Annotated in this window: 1 pseudogene; it reads left to right on the top strand. The window is 71.0% G+C overall.

The features are described from left to right. Positions 1–221, top strand: a pseudogene (locus KVS67_RS13935) (IS481 family transposase); the annotation flags it as partial.

The raw sequence follows: 221 nt of genomic DNA, 5'->3' as shown, positions 1-221 counted from the left end.
GGCTGGCGTGCTCACGGCCGGGACTCCGAGAACGCGCGAGCGGCCAAACGCGGGCCTGGCCGACGGGTCGGGTACACCTACCTGCACTCGGCGATCGACGGGTACACCCGCCTGGCGTACACCGAGGCGTTGGAGGACGAGCGCGCGGTGACCACGATCGGGTTCTTCTGCCGGGCGAGGGCGTTCTTCGCCGCCCACGGCATCACCGTGGACCGGGTGAT

The sequence above is a fragment of the Micrococcus sp. GbtcB5 genome, from assembly GCF_019091605.1.
Taxonomy (GTDB): Bacteria; Actinomycetota; Actinomycetes; order Actinomycetales; family Micrococcaceae; genus Micrococcus; species Micrococcus luteus.
Note: the sequence above shows the minus strand (reverse complement) of the source record. Positions and strands in the feature narration are given on the sequence as shown.